General features: G+C 41.7%; 18 protein-coding genes, 3 tRNA genes and 1 pseudogene. 8 read left to right on the plus strand and 14 right to left on the minus strand.

The features are described 5' to 3' along the window. Positions 1 to 118: 118 nt before the first annotated feature. The 7 genes from ACQ2HE_RS16050 to ACQ2HE_RS16080 form a co-directional block, all read right to left on the minus strand. Positions 119 to 2,044, minus strand: a complete 1,926-nt coding sequence (locus ACQ2HE_RS16050) for a LamG-like jellyroll fold domain-containing protein (protein WP_430902472.1) — start codon at positions 2,042 to 2,044, stop codon at positions 119 to 121. 315 nt (positions 2,045 to 2,359) lie between these two features. Then, positions 2,360 to 3,238 (minus strand): helix-turn-helix domain-containing protein, encoded by an 879-nt coding sequence (locus tag ACQ2HE_RS16055; protein ID WP_430896794.1) that lies wholly within the window; start codon positions 3,236 to 3,238, stop codon positions 2,360 to 2,362. A 31-nt stretch (positions 3,239 to 3,269) separates the two neighbouring features. After that, positions 3,270 to 4,523 carry a beta-ketoacyl-ACP synthase II gene (gene fabF / locus ACQ2HE_RS16060; protein WP_430896792.1) on the minus strand — a complete coding sequence of 418 codons (1,254 nt, stop codon included), beginning with the start codon at positions 4,521 to 4,523 and terminating at the stop codon, positions 3,270 to 3,272. Between the two features lie 177 nt (positions 4,524 to 4,700). Further along, on the minus strand, positions 4,701 to 5,126 hold the full coding sequence (locus tag ACQ2HE_RS16065; protein WP_430896790.1) for a DUF1348 family protein: 426 nt from the start codon (positions 5,124 to 5,126) through the stop codon (positions 4,701 to 4,703). Between the two features lie 136 nt (positions 5,127 to 5,262). Beyond that, positions 5,263 to 5,796 carry a carboxymuconolactone decarboxylase family protein gene (locus ACQ2HE_RS16070; RefSeq protein ID WP_430896788.1) on the minus strand — a complete coding sequence of 178 codons (534 nt, stop codon included), beginning with the start codon at positions 5,794 to 5,796 and terminating at the stop codon, positions 5,263 to 5,265. A gap of 130 nt (positions 5,797 to 5,926) precedes the next feature. Beyond that, positions 5,927 to 6,010: transfer RNA gene (locus tag ACQ2HE_RS16075), tRNA-Leu, on the minus strand. Between the two features lie 39 nt (positions 6,011 to 6,049). Next, the gene (locus ACQ2HE_RS16080; protein WP_430896786.1) at positions 6,050 to 7,198 is read right to left on the minus strand and encodes a sensor histidine kinase; all 1,149 of its coding nucleotides are present in this window, start codon (positions 7,196 to 7,198) and stop codon (positions 6,050 to 6,052) included. A gap of 62 nt (positions 7,199 to 7,260) precedes the next feature. Between ACQ2HE_RS16080 and ACQ2HE_RS16085 the strand changes: the two genes are divergently transcribed. The 7 genes from ACQ2HE_RS16085 to ACQ2HE_RS16115 all read left to right on the plus strand — a co-directional run bounded on the left by ACQ2HE_RS16085 (position 7,261) and on the right by ACQ2HE_RS16115 (position 10,180). Next, positions 7,261 to 8,286, plus strand: a complete 1,026-nt coding sequence (locus ACQ2HE_RS16085; protein ID WP_430896784.1) for a glycosyltransferase family 2 protein — start codon at positions 7,261 to 7,263, stop codon at positions 8,284 to 8,286. A 47-nt stretch (positions 8,287 to 8,333) separates the two neighbouring features. Continuing rightward, positions 8,334 to 8,540, plus strand: a complete 207-nt coding sequence (locus tag ACQ2HE_RS16090) for a hypothetical protein (RefSeq protein WP_430896783.1) — start codon at positions 8,334 to 8,336, stop codon at positions 8,538 to 8,540. 92 nt (positions 8,541 to 8,632) lie between these two features. Further along, positions 8,633 to 8,705, plus strand: a tRNA-Gly gene (locus tag ACQ2HE_RS16095). Between the two features lie 46 nt (positions 8,706 to 8,751). After that, positions 8,752 to 8,837: transfer RNA gene (locus ACQ2HE_RS16100), tRNA-Leu, on the plus strand. 386 nt (positions 8,838 to 9,223) lie between these two features. Then, positions 9,224 to 9,646 (plus strand): OsmC family protein, encoded by a 423-nt coding sequence (locus ACQ2HE_RS16105; protein WP_430896781.1) that lies wholly within the window; start codon positions 9,224 to 9,226, stop codon positions 9,644 to 9,646. Next, the gene (locus ACQ2HE_RS16110) at positions 9,630 to 9,911 is read left to right on the plus strand and encodes a GNAT family N-acetyltransferase (RefSeq protein ID WP_430896778.1); all 282 of its coding nucleotides are present in this window, start codon (positions 9,630 to 9,632) and stop codon (positions 9,909 to 9,911) included. The genes ACQ2HE_RS16105 and ACQ2HE_RS16110 overlap by 17 nt, the downstream gene beginning before the upstream one ends. Before the next feature lie 50 nt (positions 9,912 to 9,961). Then, positions 9,962 to 10,180: a (4Fe-4S)-binding protein gene (locus ACQ2HE_RS16115; RefSeq protein WP_430896776.1), complete on the plus strand. Its 219-nt coding sequence runs from the start codon at positions 9,962 to 9,964 to the stop codon at positions 10,178 to 10,180. Between the two features lie 454 nt (positions 10,181 to 10,634). Here the strand turns inward: ACQ2HE_RS16115 and ACQ2HE_RS16120 are convergent, their stop codons facing one another. From ACQ2HE_RS16120 to ACQ2HE_RS16145, 6 genes and pseudogenes are all read right to left on the minus strand, one after another. Further along, entirely contained in the window at positions 10,635 to 11,039 is a 405-nt protein-coding gene (locus tag ACQ2HE_RS16120) for a sensor histidine kinase (RefSeq protein WP_430897010.1), read from the minus strand. A 9-nt stretch (positions 11,040 to 11,048) separates the two neighbouring features. Further along, a pseudogene (locus ACQ2HE_RS16125) lies at positions 11,049 to 11,201 on the minus strand (hypothetical protein); the annotation flags it as partial. 18 nt (positions 11,202 to 11,219) lie between these two features. Continuing rightward, positions 11,220 to 13,211 (minus strand): PAS domain-containing protein, encoded by a 1,992-nt coding sequence (locus ACQ2HE_RS16130; RefSeq protein WP_430896774.1) that lies wholly within the window; start codon positions 13,209 to 13,211, stop codon positions 11,220 to 11,222. A gap of 334 nt (positions 13,212 to 13,545) precedes the next feature. Beyond that, positions 13,546 to 14,052 carry a VanZ family protein gene (locus ACQ2HE_RS16135; RefSeq protein ID WP_430896772.1) on the minus strand — a complete coding sequence of 169 codons (507 nt, stop codon included), beginning with the start codon at positions 14,050 to 14,052 and terminating at the stop codon, positions 13,546 to 13,548. Positions 14,053 to 14,072: 20 nt separating this feature from the next. Continuing rightward, positions 14,073 to 14,795 (minus strand): 6-phosphogluconolactonase, encoded by a 723-nt coding sequence (locus tag ACQ2HE_RS16140; RefSeq protein WP_430896770.1) that lies wholly within the window; start codon positions 14,793 to 14,795, stop codon positions 14,073 to 14,075. 471 nt (positions 14,796 to 15,266) lie between these two features. Continuing rightward, positions 15,267 to 17,147, minus strand: coding sequence for a gamma-glutamyltransferase family protein (locus tag ACQ2HE_RS16145; RefSeq protein ID WP_430896768.1), 1,881 nt, complete (start codon positions 17,145 to 17,147; stop codon positions 15,267 to 15,269). Positions 17,148 to 17,618: 471 nt separating this feature from the next. On the opposite strand from ACQ2HE_RS16145, the gene ACQ2HE_RS16150 reads away from it, so the two are divergent. Beyond that, positions 17,619 to 18,923, plus strand: coding sequence for a DUF6600 domain-containing protein (locus ACQ2HE_RS16150; protein WP_430896766.1), 1,305 nt, complete (start codon positions 17,619 to 17,621; stop codon positions 18,921 to 18,923). Between the two features lie 424 nt (positions 18,924 to 19,347). Here ACQ2HE_RS16150 and ACQ2HE_RS16155 read toward each other — a convergent pair whose 3' ends face one another. Further along, complete coding sequence (locus ACQ2HE_RS16155) at positions 19,348 to 20,751, minus strand: sialate O-acetylesterase (protein ID WP_430896764.1); 1,404 nt, start codon at positions 20,749 to 20,751, stop codon at positions 19,348 to 19,350. Positions 20,752 to 21,179: the final 428 nt, after the last annotated feature.

Raw genomic sequence — 21,179 nt, forward strand, 5'->3', positions numbered from 1 at the left:
AGTATTTAAAGATAAGTGGAAGAATTGAAAGTCAGTTTAGCTTAAGCATCAATCATATTAAAAGAAAAAGGCTGTTGATATTCAACAGCCTTTTCAAGTAGTTAGTAATGATCTCCGGTTAATTCTTGTAAATTTTTCGAACAGTATTCGTTTGCCCGATCTGCAATTTCAAAAAGTAAACTCCGGTTTGCATATTACCAAGGTCAACATCGGCACTTCCATTCAAACTTAGATTTCTCTCAAATACTTTCTGTCCATTCGCCGACATTACTTGAAGATTCACATTCCCACGAAGGATGGTTGAACTCAAGTGAACTTGATTGGAGGCTGTTTTATAAGTAACCACTAGTGGGTCTGTGCCCCCCGATGTATTATTGATTCGAACAATAGCTGTATAAGCAGTATAACCATCTTCTTGCACCAATTTAATACGATAGAGCGAAGTACCAGATGGTGTTTGTTTGTCGGTAAAGCTGTAACTGTTTGAACCGGTTAAAGTAGCGCCGGCAACTTCACCGATGGTCGAAAAACTACCGTTGAAATCGGCACGCTCTACCAAAAACTTATACGGGCTTGATCCATCGTTATCAGCTTTCCAGTTCAATACAGCCTCGTTGTTATTGTTTAGCGACACTTGGAAAGATTCGAACGTGATCGGCAACACAAATGAGTTGCTCCATACAAGCGTATAATATCCGTCTGCTACGTTTGACGCGGTTAATGCAAAACTTATGGTAGTACCTGAAATAGTATAATTATTTGATAACAGCACATTGGTTCCCGAAGTGAAACTACCATTGGTAGCATTGTACAAAATTCCATAACTCACAGCCCCACCCGGCAAGGTAGACCCATTGTAATTATTGAAGTCGAATTTGATAGTAACAGTACCGGCATTGTTTCCACCGGTTTTGTCAACATACCAAGAACGGTTGAAACGGCTGATTCCGCTTGGTGGCACCCCTGTAATTGTTTGGTTGGTGAGAACCGTGTTTGCTTGATTGTTATGTGCCGCCATGATATAGCCTGCTGTATTCAAGAACCCACCGGAATTAGTAGCGCTTTGAAAACCCATTCCATCTGTGGAACCACCGGAGCCGGTTGCATTGTTTACAAAGTTATCCGTTGAACTGGTGTAACCAATGCCAATTAAATTCTGATTGAAAGTAGTTGAAGTAGGAGGTGTGAAACGTGAGGTACCTACTGTTAGTCCCCATTCGGCACCCAAATAGTTTTCTACAAGAACACGTTGAGTAGTATTCAATGCTGTATTGAATACTAATACTTCCGACATGGTACCATTAAAGTAGGTATCCGCCGCCCAGTTACTTCTTCCAATAAAGTTGCTTGTTCTTGCCACTGCATTGGTAATATACGTTCTAGAAGATCCAAGAGCTCCGCTGCTGGCTTGAGTGGTTCCATTGCGCACCATGGTAACAGCGGTATTGGCTCCTGCTGATCCACTTGCCTGAACAGCCTCGTAAATAAAATTGGTACCGTTCGAAACCGGTCCACCGGTAGTGTATGCCTGGGCTCCCGTACTTCCGGCCCAGCCCTCGAAGCAGAAGTTGGTGGTATTCCCATACCGTCCCATCCAAATATTGTTACTCGCCGCACCGTTACCGAAGTCGTAAATTCTTTCCCAGTTGCCGGTAGATGCAAAATTCGCAACTGCAAATGAACTCACGCCACTAGTGAAACTAAGTGTATTGGGTAATGCAGTATTGCCAAGATGTTGAGAAGAAGAGGATGTAAAAGTTAATGCGGGACGACTACCTGGCCCTGTGGCAGCACCATAAACCGGACGGCTGGCAGTAGTAGATTGCGTGAAGTGATTGTTCTTACCACTTAAATCGGACCATTGTGAAACCCTGTTCGATCCATCCACCGTAAGTGAGCTTGTATTCTGAGCATTCAACCAAACGAACAAACTACCTCGTCCAATTCCACCCGGTGAATATTGTGCAAAAACCGAATTTGAAATTACCGTTGCCAAAACCAATGCTTGGATACGAAAGCTAATTTTAAGCGTACTTTTTTTCATTTCTTTCATAGTTTGGGTTCAACTGCGCCAAAAACGGAATAAGTGTATTCTTTATTTTTGACTACTATTGAACACATAGACTACGATCTGCGTGCCAATTTATTAAACTTCTGAAATGCAATGATTTAGGCAAGAATTAAAAAAAGATTAATTCCCAAAATGAAACTGGAGTTCCCAAAATGCAATTTGAAAAGACTGTAATTGCATTAGAATAAAAACAACTATATTGATAAATATCAAATCAGAATATGAAATTTTTCGCGCAAGTCAAATCGCTCTAGCGCAGCTTAATAGTATAACTTAATTTTATTTGTTCTAAACTGCTTTTGCAAACCCTACTGTGTCGCGATATGTTTGTGGAGAAACCATTGCATTGACTTTAAAAAACCTACTGAAATAGTATTCATCTTCATAACCAAGTTCATGAGCTATCTCTTTCACTGTTTTATTTGTTAAATAAAGTTCTCTTTTCGCTTCAATGATGATTCGTTCATTGATAACAGCGCTCAGTGTTTTATGAAAATGCGTTTTGGTGATTTTGGCTAAAGCTTTGGGGGAAATGTAAAGGAGTTCTGCATACTCAGAAGGACTGTGCTTGGAACGAAAGTGTTCTTCAATAGCATCTTTTAATTTTTGCAATAAAAAGGGTTCTTTAACTGTAGCTGTGTCGTTTGGAACGAGTTCTTGTTGTTGCATTTTGAGTCGTGCAGCAGTAATCAGAAAAATCTTCAAATAAGAAACGAGTAATTCATACTGCGCCAAATCAGTGTTTTGAATTTCAGTTTTTATTTGTAAAGAAATCATGTCGAGCGTTTGTTCGGTGCCCGAATCAACGGTTACAAAAGGAGGGCTGTAAATATTGTTATACAAAACGCCGTTACAAGAAACTTCTTTATGATGTTTGTAGATACAAAAAAACTCGGAATGAAAATTTATGACCAGTCCTGAAAGCGCCTCATCGGATTGAATCGAAAAGGGCTGATAGGGAGCAAAGGCAAACAGTGTATTCTCTCCAAATTCATAACTTGCAAAGTCGGCCATTACTTTCCCTTTTCCTTTTTTTACCCAAATCAAAGAGAAGAAGGGATTTCGCTGGATTTCTTCAAAGCTGTTTGCGTCTTCTACTATTCCATATCGAAAAGCCAGGTCTCCGGTTTGAGGATTAATCAAGGTATAATTTGATTGATTCATCATTAGCCTGCAATTACAATTTATTTAATTCTCTTTAGCCTTGATACTTTTTAAACAATACAGATGCAATATGTCCGCCGAAGCCAAATGTATTACTCATGGCAAAGTTAATATTCTTAGGCTGTGCCTTACCGAGTGTTAAGTTGAATGTATTGCTCCACTGTTCATCTACAACTTCCGTATTAATGGTTGGAGGAACGATGTTATGAAGCAATGCTTTCACGGTTATGATGGCTTCTAAAGCTCCGGCAGCACCGAGTAAGTGACCGGTCATTGATTTAGTGCCGCTCACATGCAAATCTTTTCGGTTTCCAAATACTCGCTGAACAGCACGCAATTCACTTTCATCACCTAAGGGCGTAGAAGTTGCATGGGCATTGATATAATCTATTTGATCTGGATGGATATTGGCATCAGACATTGCATCCAACATTCCAAGATAAGCACCCTCTCCTTCCGGATGCGTGCCTGTTAAATGATAGGCATCGGCCGCCATTCCACCGCCGATAAATTCAGCAATAATGGGAGCGTTTCTTCTTAAAGCACTTTCCAAACTCTCCACAATCATGGCTCCACCTCCTTCGCCCATCACAAACCCATCGCGACTTACATCAAATGGTCTTGACGCCTTTTGAGGATTTTCATTGTGAGTGCTCAATGCTTTCGATGCATTGAATCCACCTATTCCACTCTCATTAATTGCCGCTTCAGATCCACCTGCAATAACGATGTCTGCCTTTCCCAATCGAATGTAATTAAATGCATCGATCAATGCAGTTGTAGATGAAGCACAAGCCGAAATTGTAGAGAAATTCAATCCGCGCAATCCATGTCGAATTGAAATAACTCCCGATGGGATATCCGCAATTATCTTGGGAATAAAATAAGGGTTGAAACGAGGTTGTTTGTTGTTCTTAAAAAATTCCTCCAATTGATCCTGAAAGGTGATTATGCCTCCATTTCCAGAGCCCCAAATAACGCCTACCTTATTTGTATCAATAGTGCTAAAGTCGAGCCCTGCATGTTTGATTGCTTGTTCGGCAGCGGCAACGGCGTACTGAGTGAAAAGATCGTACTTACGAGCTTCATTCTTTTCAAAGTATTTAGAAGGATCGAACCCTTTAACTTCCGCAGCAAATTTTGTTTTAAATGCCGTTGTATCAAATTTTGTGATTTGAGCTACACCACTTTTTCCCGCTACAATATTCTCCCAAAATTCATCAACATTATTTCCTAAAGGAGTGATGGCACCCAAGCCGGTAATCACTACACGTTTCAATTCTTTCATTTCAAATTTTCTTTATTCTCACGTTCAATAATCTACGCAAGTTATTCCATTTCCATTGAATTAATGAGTAATCAACCTATTAAGTCATGTTGCTCTAGAACAGCATCCCAGAGGCTGTCGCCACATTCATCAACTAATACGATGGGTGTTGTTTCTTTTGTGTTGTTCATATTCATTTCAAGATGATTTAAATTTCCTGTCTTTTTCTTCAATTGCTAAATCGTTGATGCTGGCGTAGCGCTTTCGCATCAATCCATTTTCATCAAACTCCCATGTTTCAATGCCATAGGCACGGAACCATTGTCCTTCAATAGAATGGTACTCGTATTCAAATCGAACGGCCATTCTATTTTCTCGAAAACCCCAAAGCTCTTTTTTTAATCGATAATTGAGTTCCTTTTCCCATTTCAAGTGTAAGAAGGCTTTCACTTCAGCCCTTCCATTGATAAAACTGGTTCGATTTCTCCATTCCGTATCCAAGGTATATGCTTTGCTTACTTGCTCGGGATCCTTCGTATTCCACAGGTCTTCAGCCATCTGAACTTTTTGAACGGCCGTTTCTAGTGTGAAGGGAGGAATGGGATGTTTGATTTCTATGCTCATGATTAAAAAGTAAAAGTAGTGAACGAATAATGTGATGACAATGGACGAATTCCTATACTTGATGGACAATTTTCCATAAAAACGAAAGCAGAAGCTTTTTTTAGAATCACTTCTGCATTCATTTTTATTGATTCAATTATGATAATGGTGGAGCGAGCGGAAAATCAACCGGAATTTGTGTTAGGTTGTGCAGGTAATTCATCGCCGTTTTGTCGCTAATTTGTAAAATCAGATCAACAAGATTTTCATCTGTATAACCTTGTGCATAGAATGCATCCACTAAGAGCGCATCAACATTACCGCGATTTCGAGTGATAGCGGCAGCTAATTTCACCAAGGCATCCAATTTTGGCTGATCGGCTTTTTCGCGGCGAATGTTTTCAAGTTGAGCATCTGTAAACCCATTCATTTTTCCAATCAAAGTATGGGCACTTTTGCAATACAAACAGTTATTCACTTCACTTACCACCAAATTCACGGCTTCTTTTTCTTTATTAGATAAAGTTGTTTTTGCATTTTGATAAGCGAGGTATCTGCCCAATCCATTTTCAGAATAGGCGATGGTTGCATACAAATTGGGGACGAATCCGAGCGCTTTGTGTAAGTTGTCAAAAATTGCTTGGTTTGCGGGGGCTACTTGTTCTCTGGTAGGAACATTAAATTTTTTCATTGTTGTTATGATTTTGATAGTGCAAAGCTGCAACAATAACAACCCCTTAAAAATGGATAGAGCACGCCTTCTGATGGATAAATTTCTACCATAAAAAAAAGAGCATTCATTGAATGCTCTCTCTCTTCTGTGCCCAGGACTGGATTCGAACCAGCACGCCCTTTCGGACACCACCACCTCAAAGTGGCTTGTCTACCAATTTCAACACCTGGGCAATCACCCTTTCTTACCGAAGGGGCGGCAAAAATAATAACTATTTATTTAAAATCACACGAAAAGTGGTTCCTTTTCCAATTTCTGAAGTTTTTACAAAGAGTTGACCTTTGTGGTATTGTTCAATGATGCGTTTGCAGAGGCTCAAACCCAGTCCCCAACCACGTTTTTTCGTTGTAAATCCGGGCTTGAATACCGTATTGAACTGAGAACGAGGAATGCCTTTTCCGGTGTCGGAAACATCAATGATCACACTATTATGGGTGTTTTCCATGGTGATGGTGATAGCCCCCTTCCCTTCCATGGCATCGAGGGCATTTTTGAGCAAGTTTTCAATCACCCAATCGAACAAAGGCGCAGAAACCGGGGCGATGTATTCTTTATCGGGAAAATCGAGGATGAACTGCACTTTGCCTGGGGCTCTTTTCTTAATATAATCTTGCATTCCTACCACCAAACCGGAAACTTCCCGTTCTTCCAAATTAGGTATGCTGCCTATTTTACCAAAACGATCGGAAACCAATCGCAAACGGTCCACATCTTTCGACATTTCGGCCACCATCATTGGATCGGCGCCCGATTCTTTCAACATCTCTACCCAACCCTCCAATGAACTCAAGGGCGTACCCATTTGATGCGCTGTTTCTTTCGCCATTCCCGCCCAAACCTGATTCTGCGTTGAACGGAAATTGGTGGTTAAAGCAGTAACCGTAATGATGATGAACAAGGCTACCAAAAACAATTGCACATAGGGATAATAGCGCACTTGATTCAACAAGGAAGTATGACCATAATAGTATCGATTGATGTGATCGGGGTTGCCTGGATCTTCCCAAACGATCGGTGGATTGAGCGTTTTGAACTCTTCTAATTGCTTTCGCACATAATTGGTATCAGAAGCCACAGATGCAGAATCGAGGTTGGCGAATTGAACGATGCGGTCGTTTTCATCTGTCCAAATAATGGGCAAGGTATTGTTACCGGTGATGATCAAACTCACGAGTGGCGTGGAGATGCCGCTGGTATCGGACACCAACAATTTACCTGCTTCGGCCCATTGCTCTGCTTTTTGTCGTTCTTCTGCTGCGATCTTTTTAGCCAGTACTGTTGAATAGAGAATGGTACCACTAACAATAGCGATGGCTATAATGGCCAATCCTGTTCTCCAGTTAAAAAGAGGTTGAATCATGCTTCGAATTTATAAAAACCGTTCCTTTGCTGAATTAAAAACGAAAATAAATCCTTGAAAGTATGGCCAAGCCTCGCGTAGCCATTGTGATATTGAACTGGAACGGTGTGCATTTCCTGGAGCAGTTTCTGCCTTCGGTATTGGCTTCTTCTTATGAGAACAAGGAAGTAGTGGTGATCGACAATGCCTCTACCGATACATCGGTGGCTTATTTGCGCGAGCAGTATCCGCAGGTAAGGGTTGTGATCAACGATCACAATTATGGATTTGCGGGAGGCTACAATGAAGGATTGAAGCAGGTAACTGCAGACTACTATATTCTCTTGAATTCAGACGTAGAAGTAGAAACGAATTGGATCGAACCCATGGTAGCTTTGCTGGAAGCAGATGAAAAACGAGCGGCTTGTGCGCCCAAGATTCTCTCCTTTCATCAAAAAGACCATTTTGAATATGCCGGAGCGGCGGGTGGTTATTTGGATCATTGGGGCTATGCATTTGCACGTGGACGCGTGTTGGAGCTCTGTGAAAAAGACGAAGGTCAGTACAATGATGCCATTCCGGTGTTTTGGGCCACGGGAGCCAGTTTGTTTATAAGAGCCAAGGTTTATTGGGAGATGGGTGGTTTTGATGCCAGTTTTTTTGCGCATCAAGAGGAAATTGATTTGTGTTGGAGAATGCAGTGGAAGGGCTATGAAGTATGGTCTTGTCCGCAAAGTGTGGTATACCATGTTGGTGGGGGAACCTTGCCGAAGGGCAATAGCAGAAAAGTGTATTTGAATTTTAGGAACAGTTTGTACATGTTAAGTAAAAACTGGCCGGCGAGTGAAAAATGGTGGCGGATGCCGGTGCGGTTTGGACTGGATACGGCGGCTGCCTACAGGGCTTTATTGAAAGGCGATAGAGGCTATTGGTGGGCGGTGGCGAAGGCGCATAAAGACTATGTGGTATGGTTGCTTAAGGGGAGACCCGGAGCTTTGTTACCCGTTAAGAATCAACGGAATTGGAAAGGATATTGGAGGGGATCGATGGTATATGCGGCGCTGTTGAAGAAGAAAGAAAAATTCGATCAAATTGTTAAAAATAAGTAATGAATTATGGGAGGCATTACTTATTTTTGCGTCTCAAATAACTTGTTATGGATCAACACGCTGAAATTAATCCACAAGAAAAAGACTTCAAACACAGTTGGGTCAATTCTTCCGTATTCTTGTTTTATTTACAGGTATTATGCTTGATTGCCTTTACGTTTGGATGTGCGTATAGTTTGTATTCTAAGCGTTACAAGGGAAAACCTGAAGTGGAAATTCAGAGCAGCACTCAGTACACTCCACAGTACAAATAATTTTAAAAAAAGTAGGAGATAAATTTTGCAGGAATTCTATAATTCCTACATTTGCATCCCCAAAGCAATAAAGAAGTTCTTTTGGAATTCAAGCGGAAGTAGCTCATTTGGTAGAGCACAACCTTGCCAAGGTTGGGGTGGCCGGTTCGAGCCCGGTCTTCCGCTCAAGATGAAGAAGGTGTGTGATTTCACACGCCTTTTTTTGTCTGATACCTGGGTGGCGGAATTGGTAGACGCGCTGGACTTAAAATCCAGTGGCCAGCAATGGCCGTACGGGTTCAACTCCCGTCCCGGGTACAAGAATTGAGAAAGTCGTTACAGAGATGTGACGGCTTTTTTTGTTTTAGGGAATTGAAAGAGAAAGAACAGGAAGAAGAACAGGAGGATAGCGCGGCAATGATGTTAGCATTGGGTGTTCAAAGACAAGATAACAATCCGAATGTTTTAAAATCTATCTATTACCATTACACGAATAGTTACAATAGCGTGTATTTGATTTTTTTGCACAAGCGGAACCGCAGCGCTAGCAGTCTCTGTATTTCCTCTCTCCTCGCCTCCTCATATCCTCGTTCCTACTTCTCGGCTGTTTCATTATTAATTATTAATTCTTAATTATTAATTACCCCGGCTGTCTCATTCTTAATTATTAATTCTCAATTATTAATTCATCTTACCTTCGTACTATGAATCTACTCAAAGAAGACATTACCGGTTCAATTGGAACAGATCTTTATCTCTGCAGCATTCAGTGGAGAGCGGGTACTTTAATTATGGATGAGCCTACAGACATCAATGGAAAGGATCGCGGACCCGACCCCTATACCACACTGTTGGCGGCATTGGCGGGTTGTACCCTTTCGACCTTGCGCATGTACATCGATCGAAAAGGATGGAATATCCCCACTATAAAAGTGCGATTGAATATGGAACAATCAAATGTGAGCGGTGCCATTACCACTACCATTGAGCGACATATTGATTTTGGAGAAGTAAATGCAGAAACACGCGACCGACTGCTCGTGATTGCCGGTAAATGTCCGGTATCAAAAATTCTCGAAAACAAAATTCTCATACCAACCGACGCGAATTATGGAAATCTTGCATAAAGACGATGGCAAAAAAGGTGCTTTCTATGTGGAGCAGCATGGAATACAAGTAGCCGAAATGACTTATGTGTGGGCCGGTGCTACCAAAATCATTATTGATCATACGGAAGTGGATGAATCATTGAAGGGTTTGGGTGTAGGGAAACAATTGGTTGAAAAAGCCGTGATGATGGCGAGAGAAAAAGGACTGAAAATTGTACCGCTTTGTCCCTTTGCCAATGCTACTTTCAAGAGAATGAAAGAATGGCAAGACGTGGTTAATTAGTTGATTGGTGAATTTGTTGATTAGTGAATTAAAAACAGTAAATTGTAGGTATGGACAAGAAAAACATCGTTAAAGAATATACCAACGGAGAGATCACGGTGGTATGGCAATCGGGCAAATGCATTCACTCCGGCAATTGCGTGCGCAACTTACCAACGGTTTTCAAGCCGAAAGAAAGTCCTTGGATTACAATGGATGGCGGAAGTACTGAAGAGATCAAGGCTACGGTGGCGAAATGCCCGTCGGGAGCGTTGTCGATTAAGAATTAGGTGTTGGGTGTTAGGCGTTAGGCTTTAGGTGTTAGGCTTTAGGATTTAGATGTTAGGCTTAAGGCGTTGGGCTTAAGGTTTTTTACCGCGGCGGCGCTGCGGTCGCAGCGATAACGCGGCGTTTCTGTGTTTCCTCGTCTCCTCGTTCCTGTATTCCTGCTGTTTCATTATTAATTATTAATTATTAATTACCCTGGCTGTTCCATTATTAATTATTACTTCTTAATTATTAACCATCCCCCCCTGTTCCTCCCCCTCTTCTTTCTCTGTCTTTCCTCTCATCCTCGTCTCCTCGTTCCTGTATTCCTGCTGTTTCATTATTAATTATTAATTATTAATTACCCTGGCTGTTCCATTATTAATTATTACTTCTTAATTATTAACCATCCCCCCCTGCTCCTCCCCCTCTTCTTTCTCTGTCTTTCCTCTCATCCTCGTCTCCTCGTTCCTGTACTCACACCGGTATCTTAATTACTACCTCAGTTCCTTTACCTACTGAAGATTTTACCTCAAAACAACCCTGATACGCTTCAACCCTGCTTTTCATGTTTCGCATTCCCACGCCTTTCGACTTATTATCAATATTGAAGCCTCGTCCATTATCATGAATTGAAAGAAGCAAGGTGTTATTGGCTACTCCTAATTTCACGTTTACTTCAGAAGCGTGCGCGTGTTTAATGATATTATTGATTTGCTCTTGCAAAACTCTGTACAACATGAGTTGCATATCGGCCGGCAATCCTTTGTATTCAAAATGATCTTTTGAGAATCGAACCGGGATTCGGGTTAATGTAGAAGTATCGGTGCAGAGCGATTGCAAGGCTTCTTCCAATCCTACATCCAATACCGGCGAGATCATTCGTTTCGATAAATTACGGATCTCTTGTATCACGTTCTTTATGGTTTCTGTTGTTTTGTCGATCATTTCGAGGCGCTGCCCTTCATCTGATTTTCCCATCGATAAGTACAACAATGAAATCGCCAGCAACTGATTGATATTATCGTGCAGCTCTTTACCAAAGGTTTCACGCTCTTTTTCCTAGGTATAAATAGCTATCTCATTCAGCTTCTTCTGATAGGTCAAAGTTTCCTCTATAATTCTTTGCTCAAGCAACTTGATTTCGCTGATGTCTTGAATGGCACCGGCTATACGAGCAGGTTCGCCATTTTCGTTGTACACAACATACGATCGGTCGAGTACTTCTCGGTAACGTCCGCTGGCGTCGCGTAATCTGTATTGGCAGGTATGGCTTTCTAGCATGTTGTACAATGAGCGGTCAATAGATTTCCGCAACCGATCAATATCATCGGGGTGTACTTTTTCAAAATACCAATCGGGGCTCACTTCTGAATAATCGGAATATCCAAATCGTTTGCCCAATTCTTCGTTCCAGAATTTGATCTTATCGTTCTCCAGTTCCCATTCCCAAAGTATGTCAGAAGTAGCTTTTGCAACCAAATCGTACCGCTCGATGGCTTTCTGCAGGTAGAGGGTAAGAAGGTGTTGTTCTGTAATATCACGAACGATACCTACCATCTTTTGAGTTTGTCCATCCGCATCGTAGGTAACATACGCATGCACTTGAACATAACTTATGTCGCCGTTTATTTTCCAATACCGATGTGGAATATATTGAAACATTACCCGTTGCTGATCAAAACAAGACTGGGAAAACTGACGTACTTTCATTCGATCGTCGTGATGAATGACTTCGGTAAAGAATCGTTCGCGTGACCATTTCTCTAAATGATTGTACCCAAACAAACGACTAAATGCTTCGCTGAAAGTGAACAGATCTGTTTTAAAATCCAATTCAAAAATCACATCCAAACTTGCCTTTGTGGCTAACTCATATCGTTCGTTACTGGTTCTTAATTCTTTTTCTGCTACATAGGAATCAGTAATATCATGCAAGAATCCAATACTTTTTTTGGGTTTTCCGGCTCTGTTATAGTTGATAAATGATCGAGCCTTTACATACCGAGTTTCACCCTCTTTTGTTACATACCGTAACAATGGATAGTTGATTTCTTGTGTCTTTTTTTCGTAACAAGTCTTTAAAAACTCAACAAGCATCACTCTATCGTCGGGATGAATTACTTTATTTAAGAATATTTCAACACGATCTACTTCAGAAACATCATATCCAAATATTTTTGAATGACCACTGGGAAAATGATATTTATCCTCTTCAAAATCGCGTTCCCAGATCAGATCGTAACTGGCTACTGCTGCGGCCAAAAACCGTTCGTTCGATTCATCCAATTCCTTTTTCAAGAGCGCATGTTGGGTAACGTCTTTCATCCGAATGATCACACCGGTAGCCTTTCCATTGGTGAAGTAAGGCATGTACGATAAATCGTAGTAAATTGTTTGATCATCGAGTTTGATCTTACTTTGACTGTGTATGGTTTCTCCTTTTAAAGCTGCTTTTAAACGCTCAAGTAGGTCATTGTGCAATTCCGGAGGTGTGTAATCGAGAATGCAAACACCGCTTTTAAAATAGGTTTTAAGAACAGAAAAAGCGAATTCGCTTGCCTTGCGGTTGAAATATTGAACGCACCATTCTTGATCTACCAGAATATAGCCTTCATCGATGTATTCCAAGAAATCAGCCTGGGTAATGCCCGGAAAATTGGCAACAGGTAAGCGATAATTCTCATCCTTTATAAAATAAAGTGTAAGCGATGGTGGCAATCCCAATTTCGAATAGCGAGCTTCCGCTTGAACATTGAACCATTGAATCTCTTTTCCAGTACAGGAAAATCCAATTAGTTTCTGTGCTTTTTTTTCTTTGCCCGAAATAATTTGATGATGAGGTAAGTCAGCTTCTTTCAATTCCCTTCCGTCTTCATCAACCACTTGTTTGAAAATTGCACCGAGTGAATGAAGACCGGTGATGGCTAATTTTTCAAATAAGTCTTTAGCCGATTTGCTTAGATAGCTCACCGTTCCATCAAAGGAGGCAATCAGATTAGAATCGAAAGATCGACCTAATTTGCTGGCATTGATCGTCATGGACTTTTTCATAGCTTACTCCTATCTCTTTGTTTCAACATCAAAATTCCATTATTGAAAACTTTAAAAAGATAATCTTCTTCATAAGACTACCTAACAATAATATTAAAAAGTACTGATTAACACACCAATCCTATCTCTATACATCAATGAAATACAAATACTTCTGAATAAAATAATGGGTTCCTTGTAGGTATTTAGTTTAGACTTGATTTCGATCAAGTAGAATAAGACCCCTAAAAAATGAAACTTGCTATAATAAACTACTACCCGGCAACTCAAAAGGAGCAGCCAAAGACACTATATAACGCGGAGCTTTAACCGAAAATATAACCCATTCAAGTAATCATTGAACAGACATCGAAGAATAAGAAATGGTTTGATTTTCACTAGGCGTGAATACATAATAGATCCATGCGCCAAGCGCTCCTCCGATGGAATTCAAAAACAAATCATCTACATCAAAAGAGCCCAAACCTGAAAACAATTGAATCAATTCAAAAAAGAGACTAATCAGAAAAGTAATACCAATAACGCGCAAAGCGAGGCCCCTGCCGCTAAAGAGCAAGGAAAGCAAAAAAGCTACCGGCACAAATCCCAACACATTACCCGCTATATTATCGATCTTGTAAGAAGTGGTCAAACGCTTGCTTTTTGCCAACAAAGTAAGTGTAGCAAATGGTTTTACATTTGCTTGACGCCAGCCTTCTTTCAATGTTTTAATAGAATACTCATTGGAAAAATAAGCTTTGTAATAACCGGGCGATTTTTTAAAAAGTATGAACCTGGTTAATATCAGCAAAAAGATTGCCAATACCACCCAAATCCACTTCTTATTTTCCGGCTTCGCCATAACTAAAGTTAAGGCATATTTTAAATCAACGATGCAGCTTCTTGATCTAAAAACACATGTAAATTTTCATGATGCATAAGTAGGCTAGCAGGAAGGTTTTCATTAAATGCACCCGTAAGCCATTCTTTTACGATCGGTGCTTTGTGCTTTCCTTGAACCAGAATAACAAGGTGTTCTGCTTCCAATAAATTGGCTATGCCGAGTGTTATTCCGGTAGAAAGCATTGTAGGAATGGTGAAGTATTTCTGTGCTACATCTATTGTAGTTTGTGAGAGGGCGGTGGTGCGTGTTCGATCGGTAATGGTAGATCCCGGTTCGTTCAAACCAATATGGCCGTTCATTCCCAACCCCAGTACCGCCAGATGAATTCCTCCTTTCGCTTTCACATATTGTTCTATTCTGGCACACTCTTCATTTGGATCCGTGGCTTTGCCATTAAAATACGTGTATTGATCGGTGTTGAGTTGAAGCGGACTGAAAACTTTTTCTAATAAGAAATCGGCGCAGCTGCCGGCATCATCTTTTCCCAAACCCCACCATTCGTCCAAACCAACATAATTCCATTTTTGATACCGTTGTTCGCCGTTTCTATAGGCATCTACCCAACGCTGGTACAAGGCCTCGGGCGAGGAACCCGATGCCACACATATCAACGGGTTCGATCTCTGGCCCATCCATTCATCAATTGCCTCTTGTGCCGTCCAAGCCAGTGAATAAGGATTCGAAAGTCGGTGTATATTCATTTTCGTTTGTTACACTGATTGATTAATTGTTGTTTACCGAAGGATCATTTTAAAACAGATAACTCAAAAACCCAAAACTAAAAAACTTAAAACTTAATAACTCACAACTCCCTCCCCTTCTTTTCCCATTACCGCAAAGAATCAAAGGTCACAACGGTTCGCAACGAAAAACGCTGCGACTTCTCCGCGGTCTCTGCGCGCTCCTATGTTTGCGGGGAATATTTTTTTTGACCACGGATCCGCACAAATTATGACAGATTTACCACAGATTAGGGGCTGAGTATTCTGTTATACACTACGAATAACAGACTCTAATCTGTGGTATCTATATTTAAAATCTGAAGTTATCTGTGGTTTCAAAAAACCTTCGCGACATCTCCGCGCTCTTGGCGGTCTCCGCGGTGAACTCGCCAAGCAGCGAAGCTGCGCAAAACTCAAAAACTCAAAACTAAATAACTTAAAACTCTAAATCTACCATCCAATTCCATAATCTTCCCCATGATTCGAACTACCGCCCCAAAAACTTCCATGTTTCCAATCGAAATAAATAGCATTGATAGGACCACTTGTTCTTTCTTCAAAACTCAATTTATATCCCATCTTCTTCAATGCTTCCCGAGTAGCTTCCGGTGTTTTGGATGATAAAAGCAATTGTCCGGCTCTTGGCATTCGATCGGCAGCTTTGGAACCACCCAAACTTAACCACAATTGATTGGTATTGATATTGGCGGCTTCTGTTGCTTGTTGAACCGTCATCCCGAATTCAACGATGTTTAAAAAGAATTGCAATAAGTTTTGATCTTGCGTATCGCCTCCTTGCACAGCAAAACTCAAGAATGGCTTACCGTCTTTCAATGCCAATGATGGAGTTAAGGTAACACGCGGACGTTTTCCGGGCTCTACTACATTGAATGGATTCAAGTTGGCATCCAAAACAAAACTTTGCATGCGTTGGCTCATTCCTACTCCCGTTCTGCCCGCAATACAAGCGGGTAACCAACCACCACTCGGAGTTATTGAAACCACCCAACCTTCTTCGTCTGCAGCTTCTACCGAAGTAGTGCCTGCCCACAAACGTTCCATATAAGCTTGATCAATTTTTGCAATGGTTGAATCGTGAGAAGGAACAAAATTTCGGCTGTTCGCTCCTGTTTGAAATCCTCTTTTCTGTAAAATTTCTATGTAAGGATTTGTTTTCCCTTCGAATGGATAGGGATCACCCGGACCGATATTCGGATCATTCTGATCTTTTAAAACAGAAGCGGCTCTTTGTTTTGCGTATTCTTTGCTGAGCAATCCTTTCATGGGTTCTTCGGGTGCCTTGTAAGAATCGCCGTAGTAAAAATCGCGGTCTGCGAATGCCAAACTCATCGATTGATAAACAGTGTGAATGTATTCCGGACTGTTATAGCCCATTTTCTTCAAATCAAAATTCTCGAGAATATTCAAGGCTTGCAGCATGGAGGGACCTTGCGTCCACTGTTGCAACTTATAAACATCAATGCCTTTGTAGTTAACTTGCATGGGGGCTTCTTCAATGGGCTTCCAATTTGCCAGATCTTGTAAAGTAATTAAGCCACCTTGTTCTTGGCAACCCCGCACAAATTCTTTGGCAATATCACCTTTGTAAAATCGGTCGTAAGCAGCCATAATAGCAGCCTCTCTGGTTTTACCCTTTTTCAGTGCTTCTTGTTCTGCATCCACCATTTTCTTCAAAGTGTTGTACAAATCGCTTTGTACAAAAATTTCACCGGCTTCAGGGGCTTCTCTCTTCTCTCCTAAATGCGGAAGAAAAACAGCTTTGCTATAAGGCCATTGCTTAATGCGGTCTTTTCCGCGTTCCATGCTATTGGCGGTTTGTGCTTCTATAGGGTATCCTTGTGCCAGTTGCATGGCAGGTGCTAATACTTCTTTCAAACTCAGTTTACCGTATCGGGCCAGCATGAAACATAGTCCTCCGGGAGTACCGGGCGTTGTAGCAGCCAAGGGACCGTATTCCGGTGGAAATTCGTAACCTTTCGATTTAAAAAAATCAACCGTAGCGCCGGTAGGTGCCACACCCATAGCGTTGATTGCTGTTACTTTTTTCGTCTTGGGATTATAGATCAAGGCCTGCGTTTCTCCGCCCCAGCTCAATACGTCCCACATGGTGCAAGTAGATGCGAGCATGGCGCAAGCGGCGTCAACGGCATTGCCTCCTTTTTGAAAAATCATGGAGCCTGCAGTTGCTGCTAAAGGCTTTCCGGTAATAGCCATCCAATGCTTTCCGTGCAAGGGTGGCTTTTGAGTTGGCTGTGAAAATACAGTCAATGCAATGCAAGAAAGTGCAGTTAGTAGTTGGATCTTTTTCATAGGGGAAAGTTACGAGAAAAAGGGAAATGAGGAAAGAGGATAAGAGGAAGCGAGGAGCGAGGAAGGCCATACGCTTAATTCTTATATTTATTCTTACCGAAGCGGAACTTCACCGCAACGATCGCAAAGACCGCAAAGCTGTCGCAAAGGTTTCTATCATCCACGTTCCTTTATTCCGGTTGGCTAATGTTTATTATAATTCCATTTTACCGCAGCGGCGCAGCGCACGCAGCGCTTTCGCGGCGTTCCCCCCTCTTCCTCTTCATGTTCTTTCTCTGTCTTTCCTCTTCTCCTCGTCTCCTCTTCTCCTCGTTCCTGTACTCCGCTGTTCAATTATTAATTATTAATTGTTAATTATTAATTCCTAATTACTCTCACTTTCACGCTCCCTTAACAATCTTTCACAATTATTGGCCGTCTATTTGGATAGAAATAAGTGAAACACGATTGTTCACATTTAATATGAAACACATGAAAAGGTCTACACTTTGGATATTAGGATTGTTCAGCTTTTTATCGCTAGCCGGCTTCACAAGTGAAGCGAAGGCACAGCAAGTTTCGGTTAACATTGGATTGTTCCGAAGCGAACTTTCACCTTATGGTAGGTGGATGATGCACCCTCGCTTTGGCGAAGTGTGGATTTACAACGAACCTAATTTCCGTCCTTATTATAGCAATGGTTATTGGGATTATACCGATTACGGTTGGGAATGGGTTTCGGATTACAATTGGGGTTGGGCTCCTTTCCACTACGGCCGCTGGGAATACGACCCTTATTATGGTGGATGGATGTGGATCCCCGGCTATGAATGGGCTCCTGCTTGGGTGGCCTGGAGTGAGGGCGGAGATTATTATGGTTGGGCTCCGTTAGGGTTCGGTGCTTCGTTCAATATCAGTATTGGAATGATTGGTACAGATCGCTGGACCTTCTGTAATCGTGGTTATATCTACGATAGAAGTTTCCGTAACTATTGCGCTCCTTTCAATTTGAATATCTCTATTTTCAGAGGTGTGCGTGTAGTAAACAACTATTACAATTATCGCTCTTATAATTATTGCTATGGTCCTAACCGTTATGATGCACAGCGTTATTGTGGTCGCCCGATAGAAGTAAGATACTTTGATAATCGCAGATACGGTCCAGGCAGAAATAATGATTTCCGTTTCCGTAACGAACCTAGAGGGTACGCTTATGGAAACAGAGATTACCGAGGTGGCGGTTACGATAATAACAATCGATATGGTAACCGAGGCTATGGCAACAATGATAGAAGAGACTATAGAGGTAATGACCGCAGAGACGATGACAGAAGAGAAGGTCGCGGTTACGAAAGACGTGACGATGATAGACGCGATGGTCGTGATTTTGAAAGACGTGACGGTAGAGATGAAAGAAGAAATGAAGGCGGTGGTAACAACGGTGGATGGAATCAAGGTCAACGTGGTGGTGGAAACAATGGCGGCTGGAACCAAGGTCAACGCGGTGGCGGAAATGATCAAGGACAAAGAGGCGGCAATGATCAAGGTCAACGTGGTGGTTGGGGACAAGGACAACGCGGCGGTAGTTTCGGTGGTGGAAGAGAAGCCGGTCCGGTAGAACGCCCCCAACGCGGCTTCGAAGGTGGCCAGAGAGGTGGTGGATCTGAAGGTCAGCGTGGTGGTGGTAACAACGGTGGTTGGAACCAAGGACAAAGAGGTGGCGGTAATGACCAAGGACAACGCGGTGGTGGAAACGATCAGGGAGAAAGAAGAGGTAGAGGAAGAGGGGGAAACTAATCAATAATTAAGAATTAAGAATTAAGAATTAATAATGAAACAGCCAAGGCGCAGGAACGAGGATGCGAAGAAGAGGAGAAAGCGCTGCGAAAACGCTGCGTACGCTGCGCCGCTGCGGTAAAAAATAACTCTAATTTTCGCGAACGGATCATAGATAGAGAGCGTGGTGAATATTTCATCACGCTTTTTTTTGGAGGAAGTCGCAGAGGTAGAAGAGGCGCAGAGGAACGCAGAGAGATTTTTTAGACGCAGAGGAGATTGAGACGCAGAGGAACGCAGAGAGATTTTTTTTAGACGTAGAGGTAGAAGAGGCGCAAAGGTATTTCGTTGCGTACCTTTGCGTTCTTTGTTTCTTTGCGGTAAAGTAAAAAATAAAATGGCGCCATGAATTTCACGGCGCCATAAAAAATTTATTCCAAAAATATTAATTCGAGATCGAAGCTTTAAATGCATTCAAAGGCAATCCATCTTTCGATTGCACAGAACCCAATAAAGCATTTCCATACAAATAATGAACTTGTGTTGGATCTTTCACCAATTTAGAACTAAGAATTACTTTATTGTCTTTGATCACTGCATCAGCGGGTTGCCAAACACCATCAGCTCCTGCTAAATAAAAACCGGTAATTTTTGGAGTAGAAGATTGGATGCCCGACCCAATAAAATCAAATTCTACTGTTACTTTTCCTTTGAGTTTTGTAGCCGATTTAAACTCAGGACTTCTGTAAACGATTCCTTGTTTTCCATAGGTATTCGCTAAGGCCCAAGCCGCAAGGCGCTCCCCTACCGGACGTTTGCGTTTCGGATGTATATCGCTCACCGTATCTACCAAATCGTTTACTACTACCATCCCGGTTTTTGGATGAGTCATAGAGGCTGTTTGTGCTTGACGTAAATGCGCAGCATCTTCGCCTGGTCCATAATTAAACGGCGCTATTTGCACAAAGTAAAAAGGCATTTCGTTTTTGAAAGAAGCTCTCCATGCATCAATCATGGTAGTGAACAATTGGCGGTAATTGGCATGATTGCCTACATTGCTTTCACCTTGATACCAAATAACTCCGGCAATGCCATACTTTGAAATGGGTGCGATCATTCCATTGTACGCTTGTGCCGGACGAACAGGCCACCAATCCAACTGATTCAATTTGTCGTTATCGGCTTTGAAAACCGGGTTATTTTCTATTATGGGGGAAGGCGTCCAAGTATCTGCAGGAGTACCGCCCCAAGCAGATCCGATCAATCCAATGGGCACATTCAATTGCTCTTGCAATTTCTTACCGAAGAAATATCCTACAGCACTAAATCCCTTCATAGTGTTTGAATCGGTGATGGTCCAAGAAGCTTTCACATCATCTTGAGGCGTATTAGAACCCACTTTGTTGATGTGAAACAAGCGGATGTTTTTATTAGGAGGAAGAGCGAATTGATCGTTCATATCTGAAACTCCATTGTAATAACTCCATTCCATATTTGATTGACCGGAACAAACCCACACTTCTCCAATCAATACATCTTTTAAAATAATTGTGTTGCGACTATTGATTTCAATAGTATAAGGTCCTCCGGCTTCAGGTGTTTTAACTTTGGTAATCCACTGCGACATGTAAGAAGATTTAGCAGTATATACCTGTGAAGTCCAAGACGGCTTAATAGTTACGGTTTCACCGGGACCTGCCCATCCCCAGAATTGAACCGAATCTTTTTGTTGCAGTACCATACCATCTGCAAATAAGGCAGGCAGTCGAAGTTGGGCAGAAGCGCTGCCAATTGAGGTAAAAAGAAGTAGGCAAATTGTCAGGGCTTTCAATCGTACTTGGGTTGTCATGTGTGTTTGATTAAGGAGGTTGAAGATAAGGAAATAAGAGGAGGAAGAGAGGAGGCGAGGATGAGAAGAGGCGAGGAACGAGGAAAATACAGAGAAAGAACAAGAAGAAGAAGAGGGGGAGGTAAGGAACGAGGAGGCGAGGAAAGATATATTCGCAATTTAGTTACATTACCCTTACCGCAGGGGCGCAGCGAACGCAGCGGCAACGCAGCGCTACCCCGTCTTTTTGTTCTTTCTACGTGTTTCATTTTCATTCAACGCTATAAATCGACGGCGCTACTTAGTCACAATCATTTATTGTATTGGTAAACATACTTTTTCTTTAATTCCTCGCATCCTCGTTCCTTCACCATGGCTGTTTCATTATTAATTATTAATTGTTAATTATTAATTATTCATCTTCTTCATTTTTTTTCAACAAATCCCTG

It is taken from the genome of Endoryza foliicola, from assembly GCF_050589245.1.
Lineage (GTDB): Bacteria > Bacteroidota > Bacteroidia > Chitinophagales > Chitinophagaceae > Endoryza > Endoryza foliicola.

Excerpts from the sequence above, each read along its gene's own strand:
- ACQ2HE_RS16050 (WP_430902472.1), bottom strand. The coding sequence starts at position 2,044 with ATGAAAAAAAGTACGCTTAAAATTAGCTTTCGTATCCAAGCATTGGTT.
- ACQ2HE_RS16055 (WP_430896794.1), bottom strand. The coding sequence starts at position 3,238 with ATGATGAATCAATCAAATTATACCTTGATTAATCCTCAAACCGGAGAC.
- fabF (WP_430896792.1), bottom strand. The coding sequence starts at position 4,523 with ATGAAAGAATTGAAACGTGTAGTGATTACCGGCTTGGGTGCCATCACT.
- ACQ2HE_RS16065 (WP_430896790.1), bottom strand. The coding sequence starts at position 5,126 with ATGAGCATAGAAATCAAACATCCCATTCCTCCCTTCACACTAGAAACG.
- ACQ2HE_RS16070 (WP_430896788.1), bottom strand. The coding sequence starts at position 5,796 with ATGAAAAAATTTAATGTTCCTACCAGAGAACAAGTAGCCCCCGCAAAC.
- ACQ2HE_RS16080 (WP_430896786.1), bottom strand. The coding sequence starts at position 7,198 with ATGATTCAACCTCTTTTTAACTGGAGAACAGGATTGGCCATTATAGCC.
- ACQ2HE_RS16085 (WP_430896784.1), top strand. The coding sequence starts at position 7,261 with ATGGCCAAGCCTCGCGTAGCCATTGTGATATTGAACTGGAACGGTGTG.
- ACQ2HE_RS16090 (WP_430896783.1), top strand. The coding sequence starts at position 8,334 with ATGGATCAACACGCTGAAATTAATCCACAAGAAAAAGACTTCAAACAC.
- ACQ2HE_RS16105 (WP_430896781.1), top strand. The coding sequence starts at position 9,224 with ATGAATCTACTCAAAGAAGACATTACCGGTTCAATTGGAACAGATCTT.
- ACQ2HE_RS16110 (WP_430896778.1), top strand. The coding sequence starts at position 9,630 with ATGGAAATCTTGCATAAAGACGATGGCAAAAAAGGTGCTTTCTATGTG.
- ACQ2HE_RS16115 (WP_430896776.1), top strand. The coding sequence starts at position 9,962 with ATGGACAAGAAAAACATCGTTAAAGAATATACCAACGGAGAGATCACG.
- ACQ2HE_RS16120 (WP_430897010.1), bottom strand. The coding sequence starts at position 11,039 with ATGATCTCGCCGGTATTGGATGTAGGATTGGAAGAAGCCTTGCAATCG.
- ACQ2HE_RS16130 (WP_430896774.1), bottom strand. The coding sequence starts at position 13,211 with ATGAAAAAGTCCATGACGATCAATGCCAGCAAATTAGGTCGATCTTTC.
- ACQ2HE_RS16135 (WP_430896772.1), bottom strand. The coding sequence starts at position 14,052 with ATGGCGAAGCCGGAAAATAAGAAGTGGATTTGGGTGGTATTGGCAATC.
- ACQ2HE_RS16140 (WP_430896770.1), bottom strand. The coding sequence starts at position 14,795 with ATGAATATACACCGACTTTCGAATCCTTATTCACTGGCTTGGACGGCA.
- ACQ2HE_RS16145 (WP_430896768.1), bottom strand. The coding sequence starts at position 17,147 with ATGAAAAAGATCCAACTACTAACTGCACTTTCTTGCATTGCATTGACT.
- ACQ2HE_RS16150 (WP_430896766.1), top strand. The coding sequence starts at position 17,619 with ATGAAAAGGTCTACACTTTGGATATTAGGATTGTTCAGCTTTTTATCG.
- ACQ2HE_RS16155 (WP_430896764.1), bottom strand. The coding sequence starts at position 20,751 with ATGACAACCCAAGTACGATTGAAAGCCCTGACAATTTGCCTACTTCTT.